The organism is Peribacillus sp. FW305-BF15, assembly GCF_058783805.1.
In genome coordinates this window covers 204,011-225,186 of sequence record NZ_JBYSYV010000004.1, presented here as the reverse complement: position 1 = coordinate 225,186, position 21,176 = coordinate 204,011, and the positions used below count along the sequence as shown (strand labels likewise).

20 protein-coding genes and 1 pseudogene are annotated in these 21,176 nt (G+C 37.2%); 14 read left to right on the top strand and 7 right to left on the bottom strand.

What is annotated here, in order from left to right; all coding sequences use genetic code 11:
• Nucleotides 1-71: 71 nt before the first annotated feature.
• Entirely contained in the window at nt 72-836 is a 765-nt protein-coding gene (locus AC3WLU_RS06020; RefSeq protein WP_440439733.1) for an MBL fold metallo-hydrolase, read from the bottom strand.
• Nucleotides 837-968: 132 nt separating this feature from the next.
• On the opposite strand from AC3WLU_RS06020, the gene AC3WLU_RS06015 reads away from it, so the two are divergent.
• Nucleotides 969-1,376 carry an Lrp/AsnC family transcriptional regulator gene (locus AC3WLU_RS06015; protein ID WP_034304420.1) on the top strand — a complete coding sequence of 136 codons (408 nt, stop codon included), beginning with the start codon at nt 969-971 and terminating at the stop codon, nt 1,374-1,376.
• 368 nt (nt 1,377-1,744) lie between these two features.
• Here the strand turns inward: AC3WLU_RS06015 and AC3WLU_RS06010 are convergent, their stop codons facing one another.
• Nucleotides 1,745-2,566: an STAS domain-containing protein gene (locus AC3WLU_RS06010; protein WP_034304417.1), complete on the bottom strand. Its 822-nt coding sequence runs from the start codon at nt 2,564-2,566 to the stop codon at nt 1,745-1,747.
• A gap of 376 nt (nt 2,567-2,942) precedes the next feature.
• Nucleotides 2,943-3,899, bottom strand: coding sequence for a sporulation hydrolase CotR (gene cotR, locus AC3WLU_RS06005; RefSeq protein ID WP_440439734.1), 957 nt, complete (start codon nt 3,897-3,899; stop codon nt 2,943-2,945).
• 942 nt (nt 3,900-4,841) lie between these two features.
• Here cotR and AC3WLU_RS06000 point away from each other — a divergent pair.
• The 6 genes from AC3WLU_RS06000 to AC3WLU_RS05975 all read left to right on the top strand — a co-directional run bounded on the left by AC3WLU_RS06000 (nt 4,842) and on the right by AC3WLU_RS05975 (nt 10,071).
• Entirely contained in the window at nt 4,842-5,915 is a 1,074-nt protein-coding gene (locus AC3WLU_RS06000; protein ID WP_492596981.1) for a collagen-like protein, read from the top strand.
• A gap of 402 nt (nt 5,916-6,317) precedes the next feature.
• Entirely contained in the window at nt 6,318-6,863 is a 546-nt protein-coding gene (locus AC3WLU_RS05995) for a hypothetical protein (protein ID WP_492596980.1), read from the top strand.
• A 595-nt stretch (nt 6,864-7,458) separates the two neighbouring features.
• Nucleotides 7,459-7,719, top strand: coding sequence for a hypothetical protein (locus AC3WLU_RS05990; protein ID WP_156404328.1), 261 nt, complete (start codon nt 7,459-7,461; stop codon nt 7,717-7,719).
• A gap of 196 nt (nt 7,720-7,915) precedes the next feature.
• Complete coding sequence (locus tag AC3WLU_RS05985; RefSeq protein ID WP_239861535.1) at nt 7,916-8,137, top strand: DUF3953 domain-containing protein; 222 nt, start codon at nt 7,916-7,918, stop codon at nt 8,135-8,137.
• 271 nt (nt 8,138-8,408) lie between these two features.
• Nucleotides 8,409-8,936 (top strand): RNA polymerase sigma factor, encoded by a 528-nt coding sequence (locus AC3WLU_RS05980; RefSeq protein ID WP_063590058.1) that lies wholly within the window; start codon nt 8,409-8,411, stop codon nt 8,934-8,936.
• Nucleotides 8,920-10,071, top strand: a complete 1,152-nt coding sequence (locus tag AC3WLU_RS05975) for a DUF4179 domain-containing protein (protein WP_440439747.1) — start codon at nt 8,920-8,922, stop codon at nt 10,069-10,071. Before AC3WLU_RS05980 ends, AC3WLU_RS05975 begins: the two co-directional genes overlap by 17 nt.
• 928 nt (nt 10,072-10,999) lie before the next feature.
• Here the strand turns inward: AC3WLU_RS05975 and AC3WLU_RS05970 are convergent.
• Nucleotides 11,000-11,770, bottom strand: a complete 771-nt coding sequence (locus tag AC3WLU_RS05970) for a sporulation protein (RefSeq protein WP_440439748.1) — start codon at nt 11,768-11,770, stop codon at nt 11,000-11,002.
• 403 nt (nt 11,771-12,173) lie between these two features.
• Here AC3WLU_RS05970 and AC3WLU_RS05965 point away from each other — a divergent pair, with 403 nt between their 5' ends.
• The gene (locus tag AC3WLU_RS05965) at nt 12,174-12,557 is read left to right on the top strand and encodes a cupredoxin domain-containing protein (protein ID WP_063575117.1); all 384 of its coding nucleotides are present in this window, start codon (nt 12,174-12,176) and stop codon (nt 12,555-12,557) included.
• Nucleotides 12,558-12,714: 157 nt separating this feature from the next.
• Nucleotides 12,715-13,269 carry a hypothetical protein gene (locus AC3WLU_RS05960; RefSeq protein WP_492596979.1) on the top strand — a complete coding sequence of 185 codons (555 nt, stop codon included), beginning with the start codon at nt 12,715-12,717 and terminating at the stop codon, nt 13,267-13,269.
• Between the two features lie 57 nt (nt 13,270-13,326).
• Here AC3WLU_RS05960 and AC3WLU_RS05955 read toward each other — a convergent pair whose 3' ends face one another.
• A complete protein-coding gene (locus tag AC3WLU_RS05955) occupies nt 13,327-14,742 on the bottom strand; it encodes a PQQ-dependent sugar dehydrogenase (protein WP_492596978.1) in 1,416 nt (471 codons plus the stop codon).
• 296 nt (nt 14,743-15,038) lie between these two features.
• Here AC3WLU_RS05955 and AC3WLU_RS05950 point away from each other — a divergent pair, with 296 nt between their 5' ends.
• From AC3WLU_RS05950 to catA, 3 genes are all read left to right on the top strand, one after another.
• Nucleotides 15,039-15,314 carry an ArsR/SmtB family transcription factor gene (locus AC3WLU_RS05950; protein ID WP_336059700.1) on the top strand — a complete coding sequence of 92 codons (276 nt, stop codon included), beginning with the start codon at nt 15,039-15,041 and terminating at the stop codon, nt 15,312-15,314.
• Nucleotides 15,315-15,422: 108 nt separating this feature from the next.
• Nucleotides 15,423-15,806, top strand: coding sequence for a VOC family protein (locus tag AC3WLU_RS05945; protein ID WP_098866331.1), 384 nt, complete (start codon nt 15,423-15,425; stop codon nt 15,804-15,806).
• A 1,160-nt stretch (nt 15,807-16,966) separates the two neighbouring features.
• Entirely contained in the window at nt 16,967-17,614 is a 648-nt protein-coding gene (catA, locus tag AC3WLU_RS05940; protein WP_411739024.1) for a type A chloramphenicol O-acetyltransferase, read from the top strand.
• 554 nt (nt 17,615-18,168) lie between these two features.
• On the opposite strand, the gene AC3WLU_RS05935 is transcribed toward catA, so the two are convergent.
• A complete protein-coding gene (locus tag AC3WLU_RS05935; RefSeq protein ID WP_492596977.1) occupies nt 18,169-19,626 on the bottom strand; it encodes a S8 family serine peptidase in 1,458 nt (485 codons plus the stop codon).
• Nucleotides 19,627-19,896: 270 nt separating this feature from the next.
• Here AC3WLU_RS05935 and AC3WLU_RS05930 point away from each other — a divergent pair, with 270 nt between their 5' ends.
• Together AC3WLU_RS05930 and AC3WLU_RS05925 are read left to right on the top strand one after the other, a co-directional pair.
• Complete coding sequence (locus AC3WLU_RS05930; RefSeq protein ID WP_492596976.1) at nt 19,897-20,130, top strand: cyclase; 234 nt, start codon at nt 19,897-19,899, stop codon at nt 20,128-20,130.
• A gap of 194 nt (nt 20,131-20,324) precedes the next feature.
• Nucleotides 20,325-20,660, top strand: coding sequence for an isochorismatase family protein (locus AC3WLU_RS05925; protein ID WP_492596975.1), 336 nt, complete (start codon nt 20,325-20,327; stop codon nt 20,658-20,660).
• A gap of 86 nt (nt 20,661-20,746) precedes the next feature.
• Here the strand turns inward: AC3WLU_RS05925 and uraD are convergent.
• Nucleotides 20,747-21,175 (bottom strand): annotated as a pseudogene (gene uraD / locus AC3WLU_RS05920) (2-oxo-4-hydroxy-4-carboxy-5-ureidoimidazoline decarboxylase).
• Nucleotide 21,176: the final 1 nt, after the last annotated feature.

Genomic DNA, 21,176 nt, shown 5'->3' with positions numbered 1-21,176 from the left:
TTCGATAATTATGAGCTTCTTTTATTTCTTATTTTTAAATAGGAACGTGACACTATTTGTCGGTGTTCATATTAAAATTTGTAGGATTCACCATCTTCTGGTACTAACATATTACTTGAGAATCCTTTTTCTTCACTAAAGGTTTTTAATTCTTCTCTAGATAGTGTCCAATGGTTAACAGCTTCCATATGAACAGAAATAACCTTAGCATTAGGAGCCGCCTTGTGTACTTCATAGATGTCTTCTTTTCCCATAATGAGAGAACCATATTCTATCAATTGATTATCTCCGCCATTGACAACAATAATATCTGGTTTATGGGTATCCAATTCTATCTGTACACCTTCATACCAGACTGTATCACCAGCTACGTACAATGTTTTTTCACTTGGATGTTTAAAGACAACGCCACATACTTCCCCCATACTCTTTAATAGTTCTTCTCCTCTTCCATGCTCGCCTCTTGTTTTAACTAATTGGATGCCTTCAAAGACAGTGTCCTTTGTTAATACCTCTACATTGTGGAACCCTGTATTTTGGACTTCCTTTGCATCTTCTTCATTTTGAACGAACATTTTAATATCTTTTCGTAATAGTCTTTGCGCTGCTTCGTCAAAATGGTCTAAATGTAAATGAGTCACAATGACTGCATCAACTCCACTAATAATATCGTCAGCAGAGGTTGGTAAACTCACTGAAGGATTGTTTTGATCTTGCCTAATCGTACCAGGGAAAGACGGGTACGCACCTTTCTCTGCTAACATAGGATCAATTAAAAACTTTTTATTTGCATATTCTACAACTATCGTTGCATTTCGAATTTGTGTAATCTTCATCTTTACAACTCCCTTTCTTTTCATGTGTTCCTTAACAGTGTTAAGTGTATAATATGAGCAGGATTCAAATACACAGATAAATTAAAGTGTTTTAGGCGTTTGACTTTATTATTGAAAGGAGTTGACGTTCAGATGGATCAAACAGATAAGCGAATTATAGAGGAGTTATGTAGCAATAGCCGGATTACGATGAAAGAATTAGGGGAGAGAGTTCACTTAACAGGACCGGCAGCCGCAGCTAGAGTGGAGAAATTAGAGGACAATGGGGTTATTGAGGGTTATAGCATTAAAGTGAATCAAGCGAAATTAGGTTGCTTTACGTATGCCTTTATCAATATCTATATAGAAGGTACACATCATCAACCTTATCTCTCATTTATCCAAACAAAAGAGGGGTATGTCATCAATAATTATAAAATCAGTGGAGATAGCTGTTATCTTTTGGAGTGCAGGTTTCCAAGTAATGAAGCGTTAAATCAATTTTTATTAGAGTTAAACAAGTATGCAAACTATAAATTATCGATCGTTATAAGTAAATAGGGCATGAATAAACATGGATATTTGTGAATAGTCACATTTAAACTATAAGGTGCTTGAATTGAACAACGAAGGCAGCAGGGACACCTCTTTTTCTTATTCACAAGTTAGTATATGAAGAACTGTACTTAAACTAATGGGTGGATTAGCTGAAGATCGGAGCTGTCTTTAAGGCAGCATTTCTTATGGAACTATAGGACAGGTTAGTTGAAGAAGAAAACGAATTGATTGGTGTTGAATTAAATGCCTAACTATATTTTTTATACAAAGATATAACTGCTAGGCAGGAAAAATATTTAGACAGTTGGTCAGAATATATTGAATAAGGAAAAAGAGTCGGCAAAGCGACCCTCCTCTAAGATTCTCCGTATTTAACATATTAAGTATTTATTCAACGCTTGTTGTAAAGTTCCTAATGTTTGTGCCTTTTCATTTAATCTCATTCCTAAGCGTATCATATTGCTAGCCACTTCAGCTCTTAACCCGGTAATCACAGTGGTACATCCCATTAATGAAGTGCCGTCAATAATCCTCATTAAATGATCAATTACCTCAGTCTCCATTTCCATAATTCCAGATAAGTCCATAATCAATGTTTGAATACGTAACTTTCCAATCTCTATTAAAACTTTTTCCTCTAGAATATTCGTTCGGTAAAGATCAACCGCACCAATTAAAGGCAAAATACATATAGTGGGTGTTATTGGGATTATTGGCACAGAAAGATTTTCGACCAATTCTCTTTGAGCCATTATCAATGAATCTTTGTATTGAGAATATGTGATAAAAAAAACATTTAAAAACCTGTCTACTTGATTATTTATTTGTTTTTCTACCGAAAAAAAATCTTCATTTATAACGTGATTCGTTACCTCGTTATATCCTTGTAGGAACTTCCACAAAGTTCTTCGAATGGCTTGCACCCACTCTAATTTGAAAGTTAACGGTATTTCGTGTGTCGCCCAAGCTATACCTTCTTGTTTAGCAAATGATTGAAGCTCTTGTTCTTCACCCTCAATAATGTATCGAACCAGCTTACGGGCATTATTTATCAGGTCAATATTACCGACCATTAATATTTCTTCAATTTTGTCTTTCACATTAGATGCTTCGTTTAATAATGAATCTTCAAAATCCTCGTTATTTTCTTCGATGAATTTCATTAATTTATATATATCAAGTGACAAATCCATAATTTAATCTCCTTTTTTTAAATATGCCAAATCATAAATACCCTATTCTTATAATTACTAAACCCATCTACACAAAAAACTTCTAATTTAAAGGAAAATGGATGATATTTATGTAAATTAAAATTGTGAAGATACTAAAGGGTGCTTTACTTCAATAAGGAAGGTTGCTGAGGCAGCCTTTTTCGTATGGCACTAACGGGGCAGGTTGTTCGATTAAAGAAATGTACATTGGCATATTTTCCTTACATTAGTAGAGAGTTTAGTTGAAGAAGAACTGAATAAATAAAAACAGCCAGGTTCTGGCTGTTTTTATTGTAAAAAATCCGAATGCTTGAAATAAAAACCAAAATTCAATCAGATTTATGGGATAACTTTATTAATTCCAGTTTTTCTCTATAAATTGAACTGCAGGATTTAAATTTGTTTTGTTAGCAATTGAAATGAGAGCTGGAACCACAGAAGGGTCCGTTTTGGAGAAATTAGGGATCCGTGGATTTAACCGAAAAAAACGATCTCCTAGAAGCTGAGAACTGACCATGGATTCATAGTAACCGGAGCCGCTAGCGACAATCTGAAGAAATGGCAGTAAGGGTTCATTGGGAGATCGGTCCAAAAGAACTCCCCAATTTGGGGGAAGGTTCTTCATATTTTCGGGACGTATGTTATCTGCACTTACCATCCCCCACCCCTTCGTATCTCTTCTTAATCGAGTCGGCTCTTCACCTGTTCCAATGGATAATACCGCAATTTGATCCAACGGCTGTTTGGCCTTCCCCACCGCAAATGCGATACTGGCTGTACTGGGGTTGGTTGCTACTGTATACCCATCCACGTAGTTTTGATAGGCTCGTTGCGTCGCGGGAGCACCACTGCTCCGTAGTATTACATCACTCGCTTTCTCATTTAAATAGGGAGAGCCAGGAAAGTTGTGGAATAACACAGGAGTCCAACGATTCAGCTCTGGTGAGAATAAATGAAATGCAGGTACAACAATTCGTCTTTTTAAGTCTTTGAGGAAAAGATCTGATGGGAAAAATGTTTGTACCGCTTTAATGAAGCCAGAATATGGCAATTGTTGGTTGAAAACAGGTCCACCTGGTCGGGAAACGCTGAAAGCCGGCAGGATTTTATCCTTAAAAAACTGGAGTGTCTCCTTCGGCGATCTTCCACTTGCTAACGCAAGGGCAGTGAATGAACCGATTGAATTTCCCGAAAAAACATTGGTTCGACTAATTAATTTTGGGTTTTGCCGAGCCAGTCTGTTCAAAAGTTGTAAACTTAAAGCACCTAAAGTGCCGCCTCCATCAAAGGACATGATCCGATATTTTGTCAAAGCTATTTCTCCTTTCCAATCTGGTCACAAATATCATTCAGTATATGTTTATTTTTCAGGAGCCGGATTATGTAGCTAAACATCCAAGGAAAGACTTCACCGAGTATATAAAAAACTACGACGAGGATAGAGGAGACTACGTTTGAGTGGCAGTACGGGCAAGTCAAACAGAATTATTATGCACGTACTTTGTTTGTAATGGGTGATGAGAAAGACAGAAAGTACAACAAAAAAACTTGAAAGAAAATAAAAAAGCCATAGCGGTAGGCTACGGCTGCCTGTTCCGTCCTCAAACAGGTTCTTTTGCAACCTGTGCACAAAAGGTTATTGATTATTATTAAATATCTTGCGACCCCTCAAGATGGAGATCTTTTTTTCCAACAACAGGATTGTGAAGGATTACACTTAAACTAAAGGGTGCTTTAGCTGAAGATCGGAGCTTTCTTTAAGGCAGCTTTTTCTATCAGTTTAAAAGACTACCATATTCAATTAGGGAGGAGCTAAGGCAGCCTTTTTCTTATGGAACTATCGGGGCAGGTTAGTTGCATAAGAAGACATTTACGGTTCCTTTTGCTAATTATCTTGTGTAGAGCTAGTACAATCAAAGGTTATGAAATGTAGTAAATACAACCAGGAATACTTCTAAAAATGGGTAAATAACCATTCCCTTTTGAACAGAGACACATACACTATTTTTGAAACAATTTGAGGAGGAGTTATAAATAGAAAGAAATTTTTGAAGCTTTGCCTAGAGTATGGGATATGTTGTTAACCATCCATCTTGGAAAATTGAAGCTAATACCATGGTTCTTATAACCCATTAAGTAAAATTTTGCACTTAAACGCACAATAAAAGCTGCTATTGGGGTTTAAGTTCTACTGAAGTGGAAAAAGATTAAATTCACTAGTAACGAATAATTTAATAAGAAAGGAGTTTGTAATATGGATAACCCACAACAAAGAAACAACCACAATTCATCTAAGCTTAGGAAACAACAAATATACTCGAAACCACATATCAACTTGGAACCGCAAAGAATAAAGAACTCATTAAGCTGCTTTGATAAACGATTACCACCGGAGCAATGCGATTTTTTTCCTTTTGATTGTGATTGTCCTCCGGGACCAGCGGGACCAGCGGGACAAGCGGGACCGGCAGGACCAGCGGGACCAGCAGGACCAGCAGGACCAGCAGGACCAGCGGGACCAGCAGGACCAGCTGGAGGACCAGCAGGACCAGCGGGACCAGCAGGACCTACAGGTGCAACAGGACCAACAGGGCCGCCAGGAATTCCAGGATCCACAGGAGCACAGGGGCCAGCTGGAATAGCAGGGCCAACAGGTGCAACAGGACCAACAGGGCCACAAGGAATTCAAGGAATTCCAGGCCCAGCAGGGGGATCAGGGGGACCACAGGGGCCACAAGGAATTCCAGGACCTGAAGGACCAACAGGGCCAACAGGACCACAAGGGGTTCCAGGGTTAACAGGGCCACAAGGAATTCCAGGACCTCCAGGACCAGCAGGCGCTACAGGTCCACAAGGAGCTACAGGACCAGCTGGGCCACAAGGAGCTACAGGACCAGCTGGATCAGTATTAGATTTTGCGGATTTTTATGCGTTGATGCCTGGTGATAATGCAACAACAGTTGGAGGCGGTCAAGATGTAGATTTTCCGCAAAATGGACCTACTAGTTCGGGTGGTATTGTCCGGGCTACTGTCGATTCATTTACTTTGTCTGCTATTGGCATTTATCAGGTCTTTTTTCAGGTGAGTGTGAGCGAACCGGGCCAACTGATTTTAACTCTCAATGGCATTGACCTACCCTATACGGTGGTCGGGCGAGCAACCGGTTCTTCTCAGATAGTAGGAATGGCTCTTGTGCAAACGTCAGTCATCAATTCAATACTGACTGTACGAAATCCTGCTGGAAATTCCCCGGCACTCACCATCACTCCTCTTGCTGGTGGAACAAGGGCTGTTTCAGCACACCTTGTTATCACGCGACTCCGCTAGATGGGGAAAATAGAGGTGTAGGCTGGTTTGGTAGTATCTTTCTCAATAATAACTCGTTAAATAAAGTTTAAGAAATCAAACCTCCCAATAATATGAAAAAGGAGCAAATCGGATTAGCCTGATTTATTAGAATCCCAACTGTTTTATATTGAACTTAAGGTTACGAATTCCAAGAAGAAGGCTGCCAAATTTGTTTTTTGAATGTGCGAAATTAGAAAAATCATCTATTTAAGTTAAAGTAAAAAGCACCCTTCTTCAACTAACGGGTGCGTTAGCTTAAGATCGGAGCTGTCTTTTAGGCAGCTTTTTCTTTATGGAACTAACGGGGCAGGTTAGTTTAACAGGGTTAATTCATAATATGTATAGAATATGTAGAGTGTAGGTTCATTTGAAGGAAATGAGGTGGCTATCATAAAGAAAATTCTTAGTTTATTGTTTTTGTTTGTATTGTTTATTGGTGCAGTTGCTTGTAACAAAGATGTGATCAAAGAAAACAGTGAAGAAAAGCCCCTAAAAGAGGAAAATATGGTCAAAGTAGAAGAGGCAGAAATACTATTTAATAACTATAGTAAAGAACTATATACTATTAAAGATCCATCCAATCCCCCAACTTTTGATGAAATCGCAGAAAAGATTAAATTATATTTAACAGAAGAACAATATAATGCTGAAATCGCTAACCGGAAATTTCAAATACCAGAATTGGTATCCAAACAAATTAATAAAAGTATAGAAGTACAAGATGTGAAACTTGAAGAACAAAGAAAAAATGCTGATGGCACAATAGATTACTTATATACAACAACATTAAAAGTTTACGACGAGAATTCATCTAAAATTTATGAAAAAGAAGGAGAATTAACCATATCCACTACAAATAATGAATTAAAAATCGATCGTGATTGGAGTAGATGGGTGAAAATTGACGGTTTAGATGGTGGCCTATAAGAGCTTATAAATGAAGAGTCATATTATGCAAGTGTGCTCTCGTTTTATTTAATTAAAGCGCCCTGTTTGTTGAGGACTATAAAAAATTTAACGCATTGGATTTTGCACTAAATCAATTCAATAAAGTAAGGAATGGAAAATATATTTCATAATGGTTGTTGCAGCACCTTTTCTTTATAAACTCCACAACAATGAAATGCAAAAATTGGGAGCTAAGTATTTCGTATTCCTGAGGAAGGTGAACGCAGTTGATGCAATGTTGTTTTATACCTAAATGACTCTTTAACACAGAAAAAGTTTTAACCTCGTTTATGTTATAATTTCGATTTATACTATGACTATTAGATTGGTTGTTGAGATGAAAAGGAAAAAAAACAAGAAAAACGAATCAAATACAATTAATATGACATTTGGAAAGAATTCTTATGTTAAGGACGATGAAACAGATTTTATATTTGCGTGGTTACATCCTATTATTTCGTGTAGGTTATGTATCAAGTATTTTATAAAATGGATAACGTCTGTGGATTCTTCTTTAGCACCTAATGTTCATCGTTACTACATTTTGTTCTTTACATTGATATTGAGGTCATTTTTGTGGATTTATATTGGGATGGGAATTGGAGTAATCTCAAATGATGAGTCAGATGGTATGAGGTTAGTGACAGAGATTCCAATGGCTTTCGGGATGTCATTTTTATGTATATTTGGACTATTGTTGGTTTTACGGATTGTCATTTCTTTCTTTGAACTGATCAGACTATTTAAAAAAGATAACTTAATTTTGTATGGTTTGGGAGTTACCGTGGTATATGGATTTATTGGCATGGTTATGTTGGGAAGTGCAATGAGGTAGTTTTATACCATGTTATTCTGCAGGTAACGGGTGCGTTAGCTTAAGATCAGAGCTGTCTTTTAGGCAGCTTTTTCTTACGGAACTAACGGAGCAGGATAATGAAAGAATTAATTTCCATTTTTTATACAAACTCCAAGGTGTTAAATGGTATGATTGGAAAATAATTTAATTTTTAGGGGGAAATATATTTTTGAAAGTGGTTAGAACTATTTTAGCGATAGTGGTTATTGTTCTATCAGGTTATAGTCTAATAACTCAAACCTTTGAGTTAATGCCCTATTATATGTTTATCCTTGGGGCATTTATTTTAGTGTCAGGATTTATCGAACTTCAAAAAGACAGAAAAGGATTTTGGGGATATATGAATATTGTTATCTCTTTATTTATTTTCATTTTTTACATACCGTATTTCTTATAGAACTAACTAACAGGGGCGTTTGCTGAAGATCGGGGCTGTCTTTAAAGGCAGCTTTTTCTTATGGACCATAGAGGCAGGATAGTTCCTTGATCATCATGAGCTTAGAGCATGATTTTTACCTTATTTCTAAGACAACTGATAAACATCAGTTCTATAAAAACAAAAAGATCTCTAATCTAAACTTTTAGAGATTTTTTTTACGCAAAAACACAACTTTTATTTAGTTAGTACGTCTAAGTATTGAAAATTTAAGAAAAGGAGGGGTGGAGACTTGTCGGAGTACAGAAAATTAGAAATTGCAGATTGGTATGACCAACATAGTAAATCCATTTTAAGCTTTATTTTATTGATGGTTAAGGATTATCAACAAGCAGAGGATTTGACCCACGATACCTTTGTAAAAGCGTACTTATATCATAATTCATTTAAACAGCATTCCAGTGAAAGAACATGGCTATTCAGTATCGCTCACAACTTAACGGTTGATTTTTTAAGAAAACGTAAACCCAGCAGGTTCTTTAAAGAAGTATTTCTTTTTCAAAAGGACAATACCTCATTACCTGAAGAAATGATTCGAATAAAAGAGGAATCATCTGAACTATATAAAGCGTTAGGGGAAATCAAAGATACATATCGAAAGGTGATCGTTTTAAGAAAAATCAAAGGTTTTTCGATTGAGGATACAGCAAAGATATTGAGTTGGACTGAGAGTAAAGTTAAATCAACTCTTTTTAGAGCTATTCCAGCCTTAAAAAAACAACTAATAAAGGAGGGGTATTTGGATGAAAAAACAATATGAAGATACTGATTTAGATATCTCCTTAAAGAAGTTAAATGCCGATCTACTGTGGAAAACCAAACAAAAACAAGAACTGAAAAAACGAATCATTTCTGATATTGAAAAGTTGGAGTCCCAAGAGAGAAATAAGAATCCTATCCTACCAACTCGTATCAGAAAAGTAAGTCTGATCAGGAAAATAACATACTCTGGAATCGCGTTGATCATATTATTGGGTTTATTTATTGGCTCAGCTTTTATCTCTCCAGCAATTGCAGAGGTTGTATCAAAAGTCTCTTTCATAAATCAAATTGTGCAAAGCTTGAAGGAAACGGATGACAGGAAAGGAAAGCTAGATGCTTTATATGACGAGATATCTAAAAAGTTAAACGAGAATAAGGAGTATGAAGGAAAAGTAGAAGTAGGAATGTCATGGCTTTTTTCCTCCGAGCCTCCTTCATTCACTGTTTGGGTAGGGGATGAAGATTTTAAACAAGAACATGAGGATGAAATTAAAGATATTATTTTTAAATGTGCTAAGTCTTATAAAATTGATGGAGTTGAGGTAGTACTAGAAGTACGGGATAATGTTGAACCAAGTGAAAAAAATAAAGAATTAGAGAAACTTACAGATGAAATACTTACAATAACGCAAGAGGTTGTAGAAGAAAAGGGTTATACCATTTTAGCTAGTGGAGTATCTACGAACCCCAAAAAGGTTACCGTTAAAGTGGGGATTGAAGGAACAGAGCAACATTACAAAAAAGTGGAGAGTCAAATAGAAAAACATGTACATGATGTAATATATGCAAAAAAGCATGAGAAGTTTAAAATTGAAGTCAAAAGAGAAAGTGAAGACGAAATTAAGGGTCAGAGTTGGCAGCCTATTTTTACAGCAGTCATGGAAGAAACACATAAAAAGTTTAAAGAAACAAATGGTTTTGCCTACTCCTTTCATCCAAAACCTCTTGAAATCATTTTAAAGACTTCATTATCCGAAGGAGAGGAGACTGAAGAGCAAGCTGAAAGAATTGAAGAGTATGCAAGACAGGTAGTTGAAGTAAAAAGGAAGGAATTATCCGTTGAAGCAATACCATATAAAGTCATTATACGTGATAAAAATCATAAGAAATTGTATGAGGAATTGCACAATTAAAATATATTGCTTCTTCGACTAACAGGTACTTTACTTCTCTATGGAGCTGGAAACAGCTTCTTTTCTTATGCAACTATCGGGGTAGGTTAGTTGAACACGAATGTAGGTTTTAATGGTGGAATTAACCTGATTAGATTTATTAAGTAGTTTACCTGCAATATAGAAAATAAATTAGGAGTTGTTTTTATGTTTGACATTGCTTTGATTTTGATTATAGCTTCTGCTGGGGAGTTATTGTTATTACCGGCTTCCTCGTTATATTAGGTCGAAGAATTTTAGAACCTAAGAAAGAACTTCAACAAAAAATCGATACTAGAAGAAGAGGTTCAAATATTAAAAAATCACAAATAAAAACTAGCTTTAACGAACTAACGGGTGCGTTAGCTGACGATTAGAGCTATGCAACTATCGGGGCAGATTAGTTTAACAAGGAAAAAGTTCATTTATTGTTATAATCATAAAAAAATAAGGGATGTTTAGTTGGATTGCCAGCTAAAGAATAGGAGTGGTTTGAATTTATGGCAATATCAAAGAAAAGATTCTTCATTATTTGTATAGTGGGTATCATACTCAAGTATCTTGCAAGCTCTGGTCTGCAATACTTCAGGGGACAAACGATAAATTGGTTAGGGAATGTAGCATACGCATTCTATTTCGTAGCATTTCTTTCACTTTTACTTTGGTTATTTGGAGATTCTGGTAAGAAAAAAGCTGATCATTAATACAGTGATTGGCTCAGGCTGTTGAGAAACCCTCGACAGCCTTTAATGAACTAACAGGTGTTATTGTTTAATGGAAAATCTACTAATCTAGTATAATCGTTATTCTTTTGACTATACTGTCTATTAATACGGTATAGATTGGAGAGAAACAGGTATGATCTTAACTGATGTATGGGGTTTATATAAGGCAGATAAGCAAATCCAATTTATCGAGAATAACGGGATAGTATATCCATCAGTTCTTGCTTGGCTGTTTCTACACTTTCTTTTTGGAAATGTTTGTATTGCACTCCGATCTTGGATTCATCCATTCCTGCTGCACTTTCCAAAAACCCAGTAATTCCTCTTGCTTTTCTATCCACTTCGATGAATAAATCTACGGATTGAGCGTCCGCGACGAATCCGATTTCAACCTCATCAAGGCTTCTTTGGAATGGACCGCCCTTTGGCTTGTATTCGAATTCCTGAAAGACACCCGTTTTGCTACGTTTGAAGGGTACATTTTTCACTTTGTTCAAGTAAAACCCTAATGATTCGATTGCTTTTAGGAAGCTACTGACTGTTTCATTTCCAAATACGTTTATATAATCGTTATCTTTAGGGTCCAATGCGAACGTCACATCCATTTCCGTCTTCATCCACACAGACACGTCCCCTATCGTGATTGGCGTTTCGTACGGAAGTTGCAAGGAAAACGGAATCACCTTTTCTTCGCCTTTTTCAATGACGAATGCATCCGAAACCTTTATTTTGTAAAGGGTAACATCATCTAAATACTTACGGTCATCCTGTTCCCTCAAAACCTGTGTCATCACATGGATGTACAGCCCATTGATTTCCTGTTGGGTGTTTCCGCCAAGGACAAACACGTTCCCTTTTACCGTTTCTCCTTGTTTGTATGAATCTTTTTCTAATTTTGTATCCACTTTCGCCGCACCGATTCCGATGCTTGCTTTCATTTTATCAAAAAATGACATGTACCTAATTCCCCCTTTGTAAGTCTATAAATAGCATAGCATAATAGGTTCATGGGCGCCTCTAGAAGGGGTTCAAAGTTCAATGGGCCATGAAAAAGTGTAACCACAAAAATTTATGCATATCTAACACACGTATAGGCGTTTGTATTAGAGTTCATCCGCATGACTTAAGTGGCTATCTTAAAGCTTGGAAAGAATGGAGAGTGTATCTTTCTTCTATTTAAATTTATAATGGTGAAATCAAAAAGACTATGATGCAAAATCATAAGATTGGACTCCAGAAGATCGTTATTAAAGGCGATCTTTTTCTTTTCACCTATTTGAACGCGCACTGTAACCAAATTAATAGTAATAATATTTTATGAATTAGAAAAAGATAGGGTAAGGGAAGGAGGGATTGCGAATGTCAGTGAAAAAGTGGGTAACGGGATTGGTCGTTATGCTTGCAACGGTTGTAGTTGTGACAACTCTAGGATCATTCGGCGTATCTGCCGAATCCCGTGTTGTAGCTCAGCCTGCGGTGAAATCGATTGTGGTCGAGTTGAACGATGATTTCTTTAATCCGGAAGCCATCACTATTCCGAATGGAACAGCCACAACATTGATTTTGAAAAACAAAGGTAAGAAAGAGCACACCTTCACAGTGGAAAAGCTCGGAATAGACGCAGAGGTTCAGGCAGGTAAAGAAAAAACCATTACCGTGCAACCGAAACAGCCGGGTACATATGAACTGATATGCCGGTACCATTTCCAGGAAGGAATGGTTGGGAAAGTGATCGTCGAATAAAAGGCAGGGCCAATTTGGCCTTGTTTTTTATTAGGCAAAGGAAAATCCTTTTTCATTTAAGGATAGGGGTGGTGGTTCATTAATAATGGTTCCACCTCTAATGAATGGCAAATATAATGTAGGGTAACGTATAAACCATTTAGAATGAGGTGGAAATGTGTATTTTTTTAAACCTATTTCTGATGAGGTTCGTTTATCTCAAATCATATTCAATAAACATAAAAAAACGATGAAGCTCATTTTAGTGTCCATTTTTGCTTGCATTGCTGCCATACTTCAGGCTGCTGGTGGCTTTTTACCAGGTATCGGATACTTTATAAGTCCCCTAGCCACTGCGCCCATCCTGTTAGGTTCCATGTTTTCCATTCCATTTGGAGCGGTGAGCTACCTTTTGACAATTATGTTGTTATTCATCCTACAGCCAACTGAACTCATTGTATTTCCTTTTACAACAGGATTGTTGGGACTTGGCATAGGGGCATCTTTTTCTTTTTTGAGGAAGAGATTAAGTGTTATTGCTGCTGGTGCCATTCTTTTAATGTCAGGAATTATGAGTCTACTATTTATTTTTCACTTTCCGGTTTTAGGTCCAGCCGTGCCTGTTTCCTTTACAATTCTGATAACTGGTTTTTTATTAGCTTTCATTTATAGCTGGTTTTGGGTTGAAGTTGCTTTGATGATTTATAAAAGATTAAAAACGATTATAGTTTAGTGAGTCTCCATCACTCGTTTTTAATTTCAATTCATTCATGATTAAGTAGAATTTTAGCTAGGGTTCAACGATTTCAAAAATCGTACCTTGGTTAAAATCAGTCACTTTCATAGAGCCATAGACCCCTAAATATAGTCTGGTTTGATCCAGGTTCGTTCCCAAACTAACATAATAAGCTGATTGAGACCCAAAATCATAATCGGTCTGTATCACACTAAAATCATTTTGTTCACCATTTGGTCTTACGGTGGTATAAGCTAAAGCCCCTCTTACCTGAGGTTGAGATTCTTTCCGGGCAAGATCGGTAAACACAACGCTTCCTGTCAAAGCAGGGATTCTTTCCCCCATATAGGCTTGCACCCCTGTAAGTGCAGTTCCTCCAAACTTATCGGGTCTGGAATCTTCATGAAAATAACTAGTCAAAGGCTGAAGACGGCTCCCTGAAAGCGCAGCTGCTTCATTGTAATAAGCAATGGTTTTCTCATCCAATGCCGGATTATCCGTGCACCTTCTGATAATCGATGCAGGAAAAGCACCTTCCCAGCCTCGCCAGCCCAAGTTAATGAACCCTTCTTTGTCAGGTTCAGAATTCATGAAAGGAGCTTGAACAAGCTCAGTAACCGGTATTGGTTTATACTGAACGAATGAAAAAATCGACTCGACCAAATTCTGGCCGACATTTCCCGCATATTTAATATACTGATTATAAAACCTTTGAAATGAAATGCCTGGTATATTGCGCACCCCTTTGGCCATTACCATGAGCGTTTCCTGAATAGTTGTGGGAAGTTCATTAAAACGTGTGACAATGGGTGGATTATTGTAGGAGATATTCTTATCTACATCCATTTCAATTATCTTACCGGCGATTTCCAGATCGTCCTGGCTTAAGTTAAATGGATCATAGCCTGATCCGCCATCCCCGGTTGTTAATACAAGTTTTCCTGTTTCAGGTGAAAAGTTTAAACTATTGACCCCATTATGATTTAAAAATGGCCGTCTTAGGTTAAGTAAAGTCCGTCGTTTTTGGGGTTGACCATTCGCTTGTAAAATCCATTCTTCAATTGTATCAATATGGTCATATTTAGTTTCTCTATTCATCCACCTTAGGTTTAATGTTTTGGGATCACACGGGTCAGGCTTAAAAGATTCAGAAAGAGCACCTGGTCCTTGTGTTCCGGCCACTGAATAATGAAGATAAAACAGACCGTTATAATAAAATTCGGGATGAAACGCCAGCCCCAGCAATCCCCGTTCATCATATCCGCCACCAGAAGCACCTAGTTTTAGGATTCGCGGGCGAATATCTAAAAAAGTCCTAATCTCTCCGTTTCCTATGTAAAAGATTTCTCCTACCTGGGTTGCAATAAATAATCTTTCAATGGAGTCACCCGGAAGTATAGTCGTTTTCAAAACAGTAGGTAAATTTATCTTACTTACAATGGGCCGTAGACCAACCTTCACTTTTATCAACTGATTTTGCCCCCCTTCTTATTGTTTTCTTTAATAAGAATATGATTAGAACTGTCCGTTAGTACCAATTTAGGCAGGGGGAAACTGATAAGGCAATGCACTAATTTCGCACGAGCGTAAGTAATCTAAAGGGGTGCGTTACTTAACGGGGCTGTTTAAGATGAAAAACTAAAACCAATACTTAAATTATCTGCAATTATTGGAGATCCCGTTCAGGAATAGGTGCCATTGACAAGCAACCATACAGTTGCTTATACTTATTGACATGCAACCATAGAGTTGCTTATAATTGATGTATGTGGGATAAAGACGCTATATTCAAAGCACTCGGCGATTCGACTCGGCGGCTGATATTGGACGAACTATCTGAACGCAACGAGCTGACGTTGTATGAACTTACGGTACGTCTCATTACAAAGCACGACCTTGCCATTTCGCGACAGGCAATCGCTAAACATCTAGCTGCATTGGAAGATGCAGGACTCGTAAAATCAAAACGAAAGGGAAAATATCGAGTACTAATATTCAACAACGAACCACTTAAAGACTTGTTGAAAGGATGGATAGAGTAATTTTATAAAATCGAAACAGGACTTCTGAAGAATGTGTGGGTTTTTCGGCTTGGAACCAGATTGTTTGCAGAGCACCAGCGTGGTAAATATTAAAGGAGGCAAAAGATTATGAAAATCATTGTTACCAGTTTATTCGTACAAGACCAAGACAAGGCACTGGAATTTTATTCAGAAAAGCTGGGATTTGTAAAAAAACATGACATTCCCATGGGGAAATTCAGGTGGATTACGCTTGTTTCTCCCGATGATCATGACGGTACCGAGCTTTTACTCGAACCGAATGAGCATCCTGCCGCAAAGGAATATCAAAAGAAGATAGTAGCCGAAGGCATCCCAGCAACAATGTTTGGCGTTGCAGATATTCATAATGAGTACAAACGGCTATTGGAAAACGGCGTGAAGTTTACGATGGAGCCGACAAAAATGGGAGAAAGCACTATAGCGGTCTTCGATGATACATGCGGCAACCTTATTCAGATAGTGCAGCAGTAATTTTATGTGAGATAGTTTTATTGTAATGTTTTTAAGTTGGAGGAAGTGTGTTCATCTTAAACAACTTTAAGTTAACCCTGTCCTAATTTTAGGACAGGGTTTTATATTTTTGGAGTGTAAAAATATATGACATTGTTGTCATTCTCCAATAGAAATGTAACATCTAAAAAAGTTTATAAATCGAAAAAATAACCCCGAAAGATCGGGGTCATTTTTTATTTACTTGACGTCCACTTTTTTTTGAGCTCTGTGAACTTGTGTTTCCAATTTGAAATTCATTACCTAGTTCAACATCATTTCTTTTATCCTGTTTCTCGATTTGCTTTCTCGTTTGATCCTTGTTTTGCATCCCTTGTTTAGACAATACGTATCCATCTCGCTTTCAATATTATTGTTTTTAATATGCGCAAGTATAAGGAAAATACGTATTATTATTTAAAAAATAATTCTTTTAATAACTTACTAATAGTTCTTATTATATTAGGTGTTTTTTCGTTCTTCTTCGGTGTCTAACTTGAAGGGAGTTGCAGTGAATTTAGCTGCTAATCGGCAGCTTCTTTTATCAAAAAAGAAGAAATTAGTTTAAGTCTGTTAATTATTGTACTTAAACTAAAGGGTGCTTTAGCGCCATAGAGGGCCGCAATTGGCGGCCAGAAAAAGCCACAACAGATCCAGTAAAAACGCTTTTTAAAAAAGGGCTGGGCCTTATGAGTGATCTGATTGAGTTTGGTAAATCGTTAAACAAAAACCTCCAATTATAGCCAATTAAGTAGAGGCTAGCGCGACGACCAAAAAAGGATTAATCTCCCATGAGTGCTACCCATAAAGGGCGCGACAGTCGGTGGTACACCGTGGTCGTCGGAGTCAGACTAACGGATGGGCTCAAAGGTACCATAGTTCAACGACCTTCTTCGCCAGCCATTAAACATAATTGACCCCGAACCCCATTTTCATTCTCTGTGGTGCAGCACCGATTTTGCGCTGCATGGATGGCTAACGGGGCAGGATCGTTAAAGAAAGTAATTTCTGTAAGTTGATTTTAGTCTGGGAATATTTGATAATGTAGGGGTATAAATTCGTTTACAAAAGGATGACTGTCATGAAAAAAGCAGAGGAAATAGCCTCCTAAATCAAATAAAACACTTTAGGAGGCGTTGTATATGAAATTCAATATGATTAATCGTGAAAATTGGGTTCGAAAAGAGTACTTTGAACACTATTTACAACAACAAACAACATTCAGTATAACGAATGAAATGAATATTACTGTTCTTATGGAAAACTTAAAGAAGAAAAATTATAAGTTATATCCCGCGTTTATTTTCATGGTTACAAAAATAGTTAATTCCCATCGAGAATTTAGAACCAGCTTTAACCAAGAAGGGAATTTAGGTTATTGGTCAGAAGTTTTGCCTTCTTATACAATTTTCGATAAGAAGACATACACATTTTCTAGCATCTGGTCACCAAATGCAAGTAGGTTTTCTGAATTCCATTCCCAGTATGAAAAAGATGTAGAAGAATACAATGGTACGGGTAGTTTATTTCCAAAGACCCCAATACCAGATAATCATATTCCGATATCCATGATCCCTTGGAGTTCTTTTACAGCATTTAATTTAAATATTAATAATGGCGGCGATTTTCTCTTACCCATTATAACCGGGGGGAAATATTCGCAAATAAAAGATGAATGGTTCTTGCCTGTTTCGTTGCAAATTCATCATGCAGTTTGTGATGGTTATCATGCAAGTGTTTTTATGAATGACTTCCAGAGGTTTGCTGATGAAAGTGCAGACTGGCTCTAGTTGTTCTCGGGAAAATAAAAAAGGGAACTGTGAAAGCAGTTCCTTTTTTTATAGAATTAAAAAAAGGTTTGTGTACCGTTAGCTCAATAAGTAGATGTTTTTTTGATTTGGTATTATATGGATATAATAATGACTTACATAATTAAAGGGAGATGATTCAATGTCATTTAATATTTTGATACCAATTATTATAATGGGTCTCATAATTCTTTGCGGTTTTGGAATTTTCAAGATTGCCAAACTCATAAAAAGGTGAGGCTAACCGGCTGCCATTACTTATGAAAATAAAGGGCAGGATAATTCCATTGGAAAATGTTTTTTTACTTGGACTAGAAATTGTAATTAAGCGATAAAACAAAAAATCCCTGCAATTAAGCAGGGGATGAATTTTAACTGGTGAGTTGTGTTAATTAGAATATGGCCTCACGCATTTTATGTGTTTCCGTTTTTTATATTTCGGGCAAATAGCCTTTTTTGTTATGGATATATTTTTCCCAATTGCTGTTTGGGTTACAGATTCTGATTAAGATTCTTTCCTTGTACTTTTAAATAAGCTACTTCTTTATATTTTCTAATGCTCTATATGCATTTGCTTCTCCTGAACCAAATAAAGCATCTTGTCCTTTCTTTCCATAGTCAAGAGTGGTTTGCTTAATGCGAGCCGTTACTTGGGCTGGTTTATACTCCGGATGAGCTGCCTTAATAACCCCTGCAATTCCAGCTACTTGAGGTGTGGCCATGGAAGTACCAGCATTAAACTCATAGGAAGTACCTAAATAGGTAGGCCAAGTACTAAGGATTAAGTTACTTGGATCAGCCGCCGCAGGGTCATTGGTTTCTGCATATTCAGGCCCGAAATCCCCTCCGGGAGCTGCCACGTCAATGGCACTGTTTCCATAATTAGAGTAGAAAGCAAGCTGTTGAGTTGACCATTTTGTGGAGGCAGACACATTAATGACTCCTGGCAGCTGTGCCGGTACCACGGTTGCAGGCCCTTTCACGCTCATACCATATGGTTCATACAATTTATTTAAAAATTCGTTAACTCCCTTCTTATCATCTAAATTTAAACTTTCATTACCACTTCCGGCCACTACAGTTACTCCATTCTTTACTGCATATTGAATGGCTCTCTTCCAAAGTAACGTTTCAGCGATCGATTTATAACTTTCTCCCTCAATTGTCATTTTGTTATTATTATAGAAACGTAGAGACATATTAATAACATCTACCTTGTCATTTGTTGCTGCAATGATTCCATCTATAATCCAAGTTGGTAATCCAAGGGCTTGCTCTGAGTATAATGCGCGATAGGATCTGATTCCTAAATCCGGTCCTACACCCTTTACTTTACCATTTGCGCCAATGATCCCGGCAACGTGAGTGCCATGCCCATTGCGATCTTTAATATCAGTGGGATCACCTGTTTCAGATTCATCCATTCCAGCAGGAACAAGGTTACGTCCGCCTAAATTATTATTCTTTAAGTCAGGATGAGACTCATCAATTCCGGTATCAATCACTCCCACCACTGCTTTATGAGTCATGCTTCCATCTTTATTTTTATATCCGCCTGTTTCTAAATCATATGATTTCCCGTCGTTGGTCACCCTTTGTATATCCCATTGGGAGTCCCAATAACTATCAGAATTTTGCTGGCTGATGATACTGGATCCATAGTTATAAGGGCTGACTGCTGTTTTGTCTAAGGTTAGGGGAATTTCTCTGTTAGCAGCTTCTATTGAAGAATGAGCTTTTAAGTTTTTAAGAAAAGAAGGCTCGTCAGATTGAGCTTCTATTCCGCCAACCTCGGGAAGGACTTTGGTTATTTTACCACCGGCTTTCCGTATTACCTCTTGATAATTCTCTGGTAAACCACCTTTAAAGGCTATTGCGTATGAGTCATTCAGCTCCTGATTTTGACTCTTTGCTTGGGCAGGAACATCACCAACGGAAAGTATCCCTGCTCCTACAGCAATCGAAAGTACCGTATGTAGAATTCTCTTTTTCATATGTCTCCTCCTATATAATGGAAAATATTAACCATTTACTATCTTAATATACAACAACTAAAATTCCAAGTTTTTCTAATGAATCTATTATTGAAATTGGCAGCTCTTTTTATTTATGAAATGATCGGGGCAGTTAGTTGAAGAAGGGAATGGTTTTTTTGTTTGGAATATGTATAGTGGGAAATGTGAAAGGTGTAAAAACCCTGTGTCGCCAAAAGGTTTATATATCAATGCAATTCCAGTATCAATCAATATATGAGGAGGTTTCAAATGGAAAAAAGAGTTCAATTTGACTTTGAAATCAAGTTTACTAATGGCGGTGGGCTTCAAGGGCAGGAATTCCGCCTTGATATTGATGGAGATGGCATCACTGACCAAGAGTTAGCCAAGTATATTGTAGAGGATATGAGGTTACTAATGGTTGGAGAAGTTAAGATATTTAATAAAAAGATCATTAATGAAAAACATAAACGAAAACCGGTTGATGAGAACTCTGGAAAGTAACCGGCTTTTTCAGCTAACAAGTACCTTTGTGAAGATCAGAGCTGTCTATAAGGCAGCTTTTTCTTATGGAGAAGGGGCAGGATCGTTCAAGAAGGTATTGGTAAATCATTGACGAAAATATAAAGAGCTTAGTAAGAATTGCTTCAATGAAAAACATGAAAAGTCTAGCTGCCAATAACTTTAGGGGGGAAGTATTGAAACAAACATTACTGATAATCGATGCACAACAGGAATTAGTAGAAGGTAATAAGGAAGAACAAGGAGTCTTTGAAAAAGAAAAAATCGTTACTAACATTAATACTGTCATTGAAAAAGCGATAAATGAAGATATCCCTGTTGTTTTTATAAGAGATTTAGATGTTTCACATGGTGAAGGACCTGGATTCCAGATACACAGGGATATTAAGGTACCATCAACTGCTATCATATTTGATAAAGCTGCCACAAACTCGTTTTATTGCACTCCATTACACGAACATTTAAGTAATAACAATGTAGACCATATTGTACTTGTCTACTCGAGAAGATAAGGAAGGGCCGAACAGATTAAGGAGGACGGTTACTAGGCGTTAGTTATTCTGCGAAGAAGCAAACAATTCCGTATGATGGAAATTATTTAAAGGGAGAAGTGGTGAATAACATGTTCCTTTGAATTTTTCAATCGGTCCTCCATCGCTTGAAGAATTTCATCTTTGTTTATTCCACGAACAGTTAAAATGAAGGGAAAATTATCCAGAAAAAGCTTATATTCTGCTTCTGATAGCTGACTCAATCCAGCAGTTTTTAGTTCACTCTGGGAAAATGAACTCATCGTTTTTCGTGTTCCTAAATGGGGGTGGGCCTGAATTAAGTTCAACTTTTCTTCCTCACTCGCTGTTTGGACAACGTTGACCATCCTCTCCTAAAGCGACTCACAGGAACTAAAAGGACGAAACTCCCCTGCCCTTTGGGCTACCCAAGGAGAGTGTTCAAATATGTCCTTTAACTTTTCCACAAACTCAGACAATGGAATTTCATTTAATGCATTCAAAGTTGCATGTATCATA